The organism is Microcystis sp. LE19-10.1B (assembly GCF_027530565.1).
Lineage (GTDB): Bacteria > Cyanobacteriota > Cyanobacteriia > Cyanobacteriales > Microcystaceae > Microcystis > Microcystis aeruginosa.
In genome coordinates this window covers 1-9,883 of sequence record NZ_JAPZQM010000401.1, presented here as the reverse complement: position 1 = coordinate 9,883, position 9,883 = coordinate 1, and the positions used below count along the sequence as shown (strand labels likewise).

At 44.4% G+C, this 9,883-nt stretch carries 9 protein-coding genes; 6 read left to right on the top strand and 3 right to left on the bottom strand.

Annotated features, from left to right (window positions below):
* Positions 1-212: 212 nt before the first annotated feature.
* The 3 genes from O9332_RS14600 to O9332_RS14590 form a co-directional block, all read right to left on the bottom strand.
* Positions 213-1,547, bottom strand: a complete 1,335-nt coding sequence (locus tag O9332_RS14600; RefSeq protein WP_002757958.1) for an FAD-binding oxidoreductase — start codon at positions 1,545-1,547, stop codon at positions 213-215.
* Between the two features lie 423 nt (positions 1,548-1,970).
* Positions 1,971-2,090: a photosystem II protein Y gene (locus O9332_RS14595; RefSeq protein ID WP_039900610.1), complete on the bottom strand. Its 120-nt coding sequence runs from the start codon at positions 2,088-2,090 to the stop codon at positions 1,971-1,973.
* 65 nt (positions 2,091-2,155) lie between these two features.
* On the bottom strand, positions 2,156-2,707 hold the full coding sequence (locus O9332_RS14590) for a gamma carbonic anhydrase family protein (protein WP_002757960.1): 552 nt from the start codon (positions 2,705-2,707) through the stop codon (positions 2,156-2,158).
* Between the two features lie 108 nt (positions 2,708-2,815).
* Between O9332_RS14590 and O9332_RS14585 the strand changes: the two genes are divergently transcribed.
* The 6 genes from O9332_RS14585 to O9332_RS14560 all read left to right on the top strand — a co-directional run bounded on the left by O9332_RS14585 (position 2,816) and on the right by O9332_RS14560 (position 9,708).
* Positions 2,816-3,331 (top strand): TIGR02652 family protein, encoded by a 516-nt coding sequence (locus tag O9332_RS14585; protein ID WP_043998928.1) that lies wholly within the window; start codon positions 2,816-2,818, stop codon positions 3,329-3,331.
* A 184-nt stretch (positions 3,332-3,515) separates the two neighbouring features.
* Positions 3,516-4,013: a VOC family protein gene (locus O9332_RS14580; protein ID WP_043998929.1), complete on the top strand. Its 498-nt coding sequence runs from the start codon at positions 3,516-3,518 to the stop codon at positions 4,011-4,013.
* Between the two features lie 130 nt (positions 4,014-4,143).
* Positions 4,144-5,181 (top strand): class II fructose-bisphosphatase, encoded by a 1,038-nt coding sequence (gene glpX, locus O9332_RS14575; RefSeq protein ID WP_002756310.1) that lies wholly within the window; start codon positions 4,144-4,146, stop codon positions 5,179-5,181.
* 184 nt (positions 5,182-5,365) lie between these two features.
* Positions 5,366-6,652: a glutamyl-tRNA reductase gene (locus O9332_RS14570; RefSeq protein WP_002757965.1), complete on the top strand. Its 1,287-nt coding sequence runs from the start codon at positions 5,366-5,368 to the stop codon at positions 6,650-6,652.
* Positions 6,653-6,944: 292 nt separating this feature from the next.
* On the top strand, positions 6,945-9,407 hold the full coding sequence (locus O9332_RS14565; RefSeq protein ID WP_002757967.1) for a BsuBI/PstI family type II restriction endonuclease: 2,463 nt from the start codon (positions 6,945-6,947) through the stop codon (positions 9,405-9,407).
* Between the two features lie 154 nt (positions 9,408-9,561).
* Positions 9,562-9,708 (top strand): hypothetical protein, encoded by a 147-nt coding sequence (locus O9332_RS14560; protein ID WP_288026152.1) that lies wholly within the window; start codon positions 9,562-9,564, stop codon positions 9,706-9,708.
* The last annotated feature ends 175 nt before the right edge of the window (positions 9,709-9,883 follow it).

Sequence of the window (9,883 nt, the reverse complement as noted above, 5' to 3'; positions counted from 1 at the left end):
TCCGAAAGTCCTTGACTTGTTTTAGTTTTTCTATTAAGCTCAACATATCTTTCAAAAGTTCGCGTTCACTTCTCATTTTACCTGACAGTGATCGCTTTTACTTTTGATATTCTGATGGGAGAATGAAACAGCCCTACCCTTAATAAGGGGGGCATCTGATAATTTTTAACGCCTACCTACTTATCTTGTTTAATTTAGCTTGAATTGAACCCCTACCCCCTTGCTTCAACCCATGCTCGCATTTTACCCGGATTGTTCAATCCGTAGGGATCGACGAGTTGTTTAAATTCTAGTTGTAGCGGATTAATCTGTCTGCTGCCGCCATCTTCCATGATATAAGTGTGAGGATTGGCAATGGCTGCCCCCTGTTGTTCATAGATAGCAATAATCTCATTTAATCGAGTTTCTGTGGTAAATTCTAGCAAGGGAAGACCGGCGGGAATAACTTTACCTTGAAATTTCAAAAATTCTAGGTGCATCATTATTTCCTCACCAAAATAATTATGGAGTTTCTCTACCGTAGCTAGATTAAAATAAAAAGCTTGTAGATAAGTTATCTTGGGGTTACAACTACGCGCATGGAGAGTGGTATGATTCCAAGTAAATTCTAAGATACTGTTGCCTTTTTGAGTTTCTTCTGGCGTTTTATAGTAGGTAAGTTCACCATTATATTCTTTAATTAAAGATTCTAATGCGACTCGATCGCTGTCCGATACTATTAACAAAACTGCCGCTTTTCCTGTGGGTAAATAATCCTTAAGAGCAGTAAAATAAGCGGGAATTGGCCAAGAGTGAACACTAACCATTTTCTTGACAATGCCATCACTATCACTGAGAGCTTGACCAAATTTAGCGGCGGTGATAAAATCGGCAAAAGTAACGATAAATTCTGCCCAAGGATAACAGGGAGCGAGGGCTATTTCTAACTCGGTAATAATGCCATTGGTTCCGTAGGCATGATTGACTTTTTCTACCTCATCCCCCCGTAGTTCGATAATTTTTGGTTCCGCTTCTAGGGTGACTAATTGCACTGCTTGCAGATTGCCTCTATCCTTCAATTGTCCATAATTAATTGACCCCATGCCCACACTGCCACCCCCGATAAAACCGCCAATTGTCGCCGTCCGATAGGTAGAGGGAGCCATTCTTAATTCCCAACCGATTGCGCGAGCTTGTTTATCAAAAAATGCCATTTTTACCCCCGCTTCTACCCGGGCTGTACCCGGTTCGATCGAGATAATTTTTGTTAGTTTCGTTGTGTCTAAAATTACTCCGCCCTGCAAGGGAACACATTGACCATAATTACCTGTACCCGCACCTCTAACTGTTAAAGGAATTTGGTATTTAACGCAGGTTTTAGCGATGTCAATAACTTCTTGGCTATTGTGGGGACGAATGACTAAATCAGCCCGTTTATCTTGCAGTTGTGCCTCTAAAATGGGACTAAAATGATAATAATCTAAGGAAAGTTTCGCCACTTGCCCCGGATCGGTGATAATTTCTAGATGGGAAAGCTCTTGAATGAGATTTTGACAATTAGATTTCATGGTTAGGTATTAGTGTAAAATTAGTTTCCTAGTCGAGATGACAATTCAGTTATCAGTTATCAGTTATCAGTTATCATTCATAATTCATAATTCATAATTCCCCCATTTCCCCATCATCTTACACCCTACACCCTACACCCTACACCCTACACCCATCACCCTACACCCTACACCCTACACCCCACACCCTACACCCTACACCCATCACCCTACACCCCACACCCCACACCCCACACCCCACACCCTACACCCCACACCCCACACCCCACACCCTACACCCTACACCCTACACCCCACACCCTACACCCTACACCCTACACCCTACACCCTACACCCTACACCCCAATCAGCGATCGCTGGATAAGAAAAAATTAAAAACCGATCGCCTAGGCGGTCGGTTTTACTAAGAAGTATAAACTTTTATTAACTTTGTTTGCTGAGAAACTGTTGAGCTTGTCTAATAGCGGCAGCGCCGATATTGAAGACAGCCCAGCCACCAGCAATAAACAAAGGGGTTAAAACGATTAACACTCTCCAGTCCATAGATTTCCTTCTCCTCGGTCAGTGCTTAAAAGATTGTTACTTGATTCTCATTTTATATTTATACCCTAATCCGCCCGTTTTGGGAATCCAGTATCAGTACCTTTTCCCCCATGAACGAGGGCAAGTTTAGCATAGCGCTCGGCGTGTTCGATCAACTCTTGAGCCTCCTGTGGCGACACTTCCCGGACGCGTTTAGCGGGAATACCCACCACTAAAGATCGCGGTGGTATATCTTTTGTCACAATACTACCCGCCCCGACAATACTACCCGCCCCGACGCGCACACCATCGAGAATCACTGCCCCAATGCCGATTAAACAACCGCGTTCAATATGGGCTGCGTGAATTACCGCCCGATGCCCGATGGTAACGTAATCTTCAAGGATAGTAATTTTGCCCGGATCTCCGTGTAGGATCGCCCCATCTTGGATATTAGTATAGGCCCCAATTTCGATGCGTTCCACGTCGGCACGCAATACCGCCCCATACCAAACACTCACCCCCACAGCTAGGGAAATATCGCCCATTACCGTGGCATTAGGGGCAATAAAAGCCGCTTGACTGACATCGACAAGGGGCCAGAAATTAGAAGTTGATCTTAAGTTATCTAAAGACATGGAAGGATCTGCACTAAAGTCGGAAGAGAATACCCGTCCAATTTGGTTGGGTATAATATGGATAGGCTTATTGGTACAAAGATAACAATTTTTAGTTTAGGTTCTTCCATGATCAATGCAAGTTTACAATACCCTGTTTTTGGCCCCGATATCCATTGTCCTCACTGTCGGCAGCTAATCCCCGCCCTTACTTTGACGGATACCTATTTGTGTCCGCGTCATGGAGCTTTTGAAGCCGATCCCAAAACGGGTGAGTTGGTTCACTTGCAGTCAGGACGGCATTGGCGACTCTGGAATGGTGAGTGGTATCGTCAACACACTCACCCCGATGGTATTCGTTTTGAGATTCACGAAGCACTTGATCGCCTCTATACCCAAGGATTTAAAGCGACTAAAGTGATTATTGCCAACCGTTATCGCGATTTAGTTAGTTCCTACCTAGAACGTAACACTACTTGGCGCGGTAATGAACCGGGTGAAGCCACTATTCCCCGTCTCTACGGTTTACCAGTAGAATTTAGCCCCAATGCCCCCGATGAACCCTGTTGGGATGTAATTAATTTTGATCTGGAAAAAGAACCGGGGGTTCCCAAACGTTATCCCTATTTTCGTCTTTTTGATTAATCAGTTATCAGTTATCAGTGATCAGTTATCAGTTATCAGTGAATAATCTCACTTAATAAACTCATAACCTAAAAACTGAATGGGGAGGCGGAGCAATCAAGGATTGCTTGTCAACCCCGAATTCTCACTCATTACTGATTACTGATTACTGGACGGCTACGCCGTGCCTTTGGCAACACTGAAAATGCACCATGCTTCTATCCGCACCGCTAATATCCATCGGGCGATCGCTTTTTACCAACTTCTCGGTTTTACCCTAGAGGAAAGATTCACCACGGGTTATACTTTGGCCTGTTGGCTAACGGGGTTAAACGGACGCATCGAATTAATCCAAATTCCTCAACCGAAACCCGCCCCCGATGCCTTTAGCGATCAGCATTATGTCGGTTATTATCACTTGTCTTTTGACCTAACAGAAAATGTCAGCAATTTACCAGAATGGTTAGAAAAATTAACAAATAACTTTCAGCAAGCTCATCAAGAGGATGCCGGTTTATATCAACCTTTAAAAATTCTTTTGCCACCCCAACAACAGATGATCGGCGATCACGTCTATGAAGTCACCTTTATTGCCGACACAGACGGTTTACCCCTGGAATTTATCCGTCGTTTAACGCCGAAATCAGCGATCCAGGTCTCCATAACCGAGATGGAGGCGACAGTGCCGGCAAAAACTCCCTAGCTATACCGGTCTCCTCCAGATGATCTACATAAAAACTTAAGAATGATCCCCGTCTGGTGATAGACTTTTGACTGTTAAGGAAACAAACTCACTAGATAAATCATAGATCAGCTGTAGGGAGGATCATCGAGTGGAAAGTACGCTAGGGTTAGAAATTATCGAAGTAGTCGAACAGGCTGCCATTGCTTCCTCCAAGTGGATGGGTAAAGGCGAAAAAAATATCGCTGATCACGTCGCTGTGGAAGCGATGCGCGAACGGATGAATAAAATCCATATGCGCGGTCGCATCGTTATTGGAGAAGGGGAAAGAGACGAGGCTCCTATGCTTTATATTGGCGAAGAAGTGGGTATCTGTACCCAAGTTGATGCCAAACAATATTGTAATCCCGACGAATTAGTCGAAATCGATATCGCCGTCGATCCCTGCGAAGGCACTAACTTGGTCGCCTACGGTCAAAATGGTTCTATGGCCGTGTTAGCGATCTCCGAAAAAGGTGGGTTATTCGCCGCTCCTGACTTTTATATGAAAAAATTAGCCGCTCCCCCAGCAGCTAAAGGTCATGTGGATATTAATAAATCGGCGACGGAAAACCTGAAAGTCCTTTCCGATTGTCTCAATCGTTCGATCGAAGAACTGGTGGTAGTAGTTATGGATCGTCCCCGTCACAAGGAATTAATCCAAGAAATCCGCAACGCTGGGGCCAGAGTTCGTCTGATCAGCGATGGTGACGTATCGGCCGCTATTTCCTGCGCTTTTTCGGGAACTAATATTCATGCTCTCATGGGTATCGGTGCCGCTCCGGAAGGGGTAATCTCGGCGGCGGCTATGCGTTGTCTAGGCGGTCACTTCCAGGGACAATTAATCTATGATCCCGAAGTGGTCAAAACCGGTTTAATCGGCGAAAGCCGCGAGGGTAATCTCGCTCGTCTGCAAGAAATGGGCATCACTAATCCCGATCGCGTTTACGGTTGCGAAGAATTAGCCAGTGGCGAAACCGTCCTCTTTGCCGCCTGTGGGATCACCCCCGGCACCCTGATGGAAGGGGTACGCTTCTTCCATGGTGGCGCTCGTACCCAAAGCTTGGTTATCTCCACCCAATCGAAAACCGCTCGCTTTGTCGATACCGTTCACCTGTTCGACCAACCCAAATACATTCAACTGAGATAATTCCCTGACCCGGTGGGGTGGGCATGGCTCACCTCGCCCCCATTGGTAAAAATATATAAAGTTTTTTTTCAAACATCTTTTATTTGCATCCCGATTGGGACTAAATTGCAACAATTAGAGACATAACGCACTGATCTTTATCAATAATTTTTGTAGCCTGAGCAACATTTGTAGGAGAACATAAATGAATATTGCTGTAGTGGGCTTGAGTCACAAGACAGCCCCTGTGGAAATTCGCGAAAAATTGAGTATCCCGGAAGCGAAAATCGAGTCCGCCCTTACCCACCTCAAGGGTTATCCCCACATCCAAGAGGTGGCGATTATCAGCACCTGTAACCGTTTGGAGATCTACGCCGTGGTTACGGATACGGAAAAGGGCGTGGTGGAAATTACCCAGTTTCTCGCTGAAATCGGGCATATTCCCCTTAATGTCCTGCGTCGTTACCTGTTTACCCTGCTGCATCAGGATGCTGTCCGTCATCTGCTGCGGGTGTCGGCCGGTTTAGAAAGTCTTGTCCTCGGTGAAGGGCAAATTCTCGCTCAAGTTAAAAATACCCATAAATTAGCCCAGAAGTACAATACTATTAGCCAGTTACTCGATCGCCTGTTTAAACAAGCCATGACTGCCGGTAAACGCGTCCGCACGGAAACCAGCATCGGCACGGGAGCCGTATCGATCAGTTCGGCGGCGGTGGAGTTAGCCCATGCTAAGGTGACAGACCTCAGCAGCAAGAAAATCGCTATTATCGGGGCAGGGAAAATGTCCCGATTATTAGTTACTCACCTTCTGGCTAAGGGTTCTCAGCAAATTGCGATCGTCAATCGCTCCCAAAGACGGGCCCAGGAGTTGGCCCGTGAATTTCCTAACCTACCGCTGCAACTATATGGCTTAGAAGAGATGATGACTACCGTAGCGGCATCGGATATCGTCTTTACCAGTACCGGAGCCACGGAACCAATTTTAACTAAAACTTTATTGACAGAAGTGACGATTTCTGCTAACTCGCTGATGTTAATCGATATTTCTGTTCCCCGCAACGTCCATACCGACGTGAAGGAATTGGCACAAGTGCAAGCTTTTAACGTCGATGATCTCAAAGCGGTGGTTGCCGCCAATCAGGAAAGTCGCCGTCAGATGGCCAGGGAAGCAGAGGCACTCCTAGAGCAGGAAGTGGAAGCTTTCGAGCTTTGGTGGCGTTCTTTGGACACTGTACCGACAATTAGCTGTTTAAGAAGCAAAATTGAAGATATTCGCGAACAGGAATTAGAAAAGGCCCTCTCCCGTTTGGGGACGGAATTCGCCGAAAAACACCAAGAAGTTATCGAAGCAATGACCCGCGGTATCGTTAATAAAATCCTTCACGAACCCATGGTACAACTGCGCGCCCAACAGGATATCGAAGCGCGTAAGCGCTGTTTACAATCCCTGCAAATGCTCTTTAACCTCAGTGTCGGAGAAGAATATAGTTAGGGACTGGTAATCCACAAAAATTAAGGGCGATTCTATGGGTCTGTTAAGGTGATTTTGAGGGATTGGGAGCGAATAATTTGGCAGCATTCCCCTATCCACAATTTCAAGATTGACAGACCAATAGACTTTTGGCTGTGGAAATGCGGTAATTATGCCCAAATTGAGGGGGTGTTTAACTGATGGAAGTGGGATAGAGGAGGGTGTGGGACCGCAGGGAGCGGTATAATTGATAGTTAGGTGTACCGGGAAGGAGTTCTGTGGTATTGATTCATAACTGCTACTAGATGACCAGATGGCAACGTTCCTTACTGATTCTGCTGATATAGCCAGAGTCTACTACTCTTCAAGATTGAACTTGAAACAGCGTAGTCAGTTGGGTCAGTTCTTGACCCCCGCAACTGTTGCGCGTTTCATGGCAGGACAATTCAACAACCTGTCTGGTCATATTCACCTTCTAGATGCTGGGGCTGGAATTGGAACTTTAACTGCTGCTGTAGTAGAGCGGTTACTGGCAAACCCCGATCAGGTTAGTAGTTGCAGCATTACAGCATATGAAGTCGAACCAGTCTTCTTCCCCTCGCTAAATCAAACCCTCACAGAATGCTGTGCCGCTTTGAACGGAAAAGGAATTCAAGCAGATTATTGCTTGCGGGGGGAGAATTTCATCAAAGCTAGTAGTGAAATGAACTTGCCACTCTTTAAGAAGGTAGTTCCAGGCTTTACTCATGCGATTCTGAATCCACCTTATAAGAAGATTCACAGCCAATCAGCAGAAAAGAAAGTTCTTGCAAGTATTGGGATTGATACTGTAAATCTCTACAGCGCATTTGTTTGGCTTGCCATCGTACAACTTATAGACGATGGCGAAGTGGTTGCGATTACGCCGAGAAGTTTTTGCAATGGCAAGTATTTTCGCCCTTTCCGAAAAGCCTTCCTAGAATATATGAAACTAGATAAAATCCATATATTTGAGAGTAGATCAGCAACCTTCTCAGAAGATGAGGTATTACAGGAAAATATTATTTTTCACGCCCTAAGATCTAAACAAAAACCTAGCACTGTAAAAATAACCAGTAATTCTGAGATGGCATTAGACGAGATTTCAGAATCTAGATATACCCCCTATGACGAAGTGATTGAGCCGAATGATTCTGAACAGTTTATTCATATTGTTACAAATTCTCTCAAGAATTCCTTGAGAGTTCAAATGAATAAAATGCCCTGTACATTGGATGAGATAGGCTTAGAAGTTTCCACTGGTCCAGTTGTTGATTTTCGCCTGAAATCGTCTTTAAGAAACCATTTGAGTGATAGAACTGTTCCCCTACTTTATCCAGAATCTGTAAAAGTAAGGAAAGTAGTGTTTCCTCCTGATAATCCCCGCAAGCCCATTGCGGTAGAAAAAAATAACGAAACAGAAAAATGGTTAATTGAGCCTGGCTGGTATGTTTTGACAAAACGTTTTTCATCCAAAGAAGAAAAGCGTCGTGTTGTTGCTGCTGTGTGTTCTCCTATTGGTTCAAAATCTCTAGGTGTCGAAAATCATCTTAATTATTATCATGCTAAAGGCAGAGGAATGCCTCCTGATGTAGCTAAAGGGTTAGCCGCATTTCTTAATTCAACTTTATTTGATAGCTACTTTCGTCAATTTAGTGGAAATACACAAGTCAATGCTACCGACCTTCGTAGGGTTAAGTATCCATGTAAAAATGACTTAATCCAAATAGGAGTTCAAGTTGGGGACAATGACTTAAACCAAGAAGAAATCGATCAAGTTGTACATGAAGTTCTATCAATTATGGATGAAGCAAGTGCCGCAGTTCAAGCAAACAAACGAATCGAAGAAGCACTGACAATTCTCAAGGCTATCTCTGCTCCTAGAGCGCAACAGAATGAAAGGTCTGCACTATGCTTACTTGCGTTAGCAGATATTCAACCTGATAAACCCTGGAGCCAAGCTACTGCACCAAAACGCGGAATTACAGAAATGATGGATTGGTTCCGTGATCATTACGGAAAACAATATGCACCAAACACACGCGAAACTGTTCGAAAACAGACAATGCATCAATTTGTGCAGATGGGACTGGTGGTTCAGAATCCAGACAAACCAGACCGACCAATTAATAGCCCTAGGTGGTGCTACCAACTTGATCGGCAAGCGTTATCACTGCTTCAAGTTTATGGCTCTGAGCAGTGGGAAGAAGCTCGTAGAAATTATGCGGTTTCAGTGACTAATTGGTTGCAAGCCAGGAATCGAAATCTGCCCATGATTCCTATAACCTTACCCGATGGTCGGGCGATTCAGCTTTCATCAGGTGGGCAAAATATTTTAATTAAAGACATCTTAGAAAGCTTTTGTCCAAGATTTACGCCAGGGGGCGTAGTTCTATATATTGGCGATGCTGGTGATAAATTTATAATCAACGAAACACAAAAATTCCGAGAAATGGGGATTGAATTAGATCCTCACGGGAAAATGCCTGATCTTGTTATCTATCATAGATACCAAGATTGGCTTGTCCTTATAGAAGCGGTGACGAGTCATGGTCCAGTGAATTTGAAACGCCACAATGAACTAAAGCAACTTTTTCAATTAAGCTGTAAGGGTCTTGTCTTTGTTACTGCTTTTCCCAGTCGTAGGGAAATGACTCGTTATCTTGCTGAAATTTCCTGGGAAACAGAAGTTTGGGTAGCTGATCAGCCCGATCACATGATTCACTTCAATGGAGAGAGATTCCTAGGTCCATATTAGAACCCAGAAAAGCGTTCTTAAAGATATCAGTTGTGAAAGTACACCTAACTTCACCGTTAGGTGGCTTAGGTTTTCTGGCTCTTCGGTTTGTGTTATGCAATGGACGGGGGTTATAAGGGATGGAACCCTTATATAGAAAGGCATTTAGCGATTTTTGTCAATTGTTTTTGATCTAGAGCGAACTAATCAATTAAGTCTCTTACCAGATAAGGATTTAGTCGATTTATGTCCCCCTATCGAACCATACCAAGTAACGAAGAACCGGTTTTCTATTGGGACAGTGCTTCTAGGTTATTTTTGATCCTAAATCCTGTTTTGCAAAGCTGATAACAATCAATCATCGGAAATTTTGGGTCTGAAACCCCGCCGTTCTAGGTTGGCTTTACGTTAGAATTAAAAGGCCAGTCTCGAAAACCAAGTGGACGGCGCAGCACCTTGAAAACTCGGCTTAGGGGGTTCCGACCAGAAAAGCTTGG

Bases quoted from the DNA above. Each gene is read 5' to 3' on its own strand.
- O9332_RS14600 (WP_002757958.1), bottom strand. From the start codon at position 1,547: ATGAAATCTAATTGTCAAAATCTCATTCAAGAGCTTTCCCATCTAGAA.
- O9332_RS14595 (WP_039900610.1), bottom strand. From the start codon at position 2,090: ATGGACTGGAGAGTGTTAATCGTTTTAACCCCTTTGTTTATTGCTGGT.
- O9332_RS14590 (WP_002757960.1), bottom strand. From the start codon at position 2,707: ATGTCTTTAGATAACTTAAGATCAACTTCTAATTTCTGGCCCCTTGTC.
- O9332_RS14585 (WP_043998928.1), top strand. From the start codon at position 2,816: ATGATCAATGCAAGTTTACAATACCCTGTTTTTGGCCCCGATATCCAT.
- O9332_RS14580 (WP_043998929.1), top strand. From the start codon at position 3,516: ATGCACCATGCTTCTATCCGCACCGCTAATATCCATCGGGCGATCGCT.
- O9332_RS14570 (WP_002757965.1), top strand. From the start codon at position 5,366: ATGAATATTGCTGTAGTGGGCTTGAGTCACAAGACAGCCCCTGTGGAA.
- O9332_RS14565 (WP_002757967.1), top strand. From the start codon at position 6,945: ATGGCAACGTTCCTTACTGATTCTGCTGATATAGCCAGAGTCTACTAC.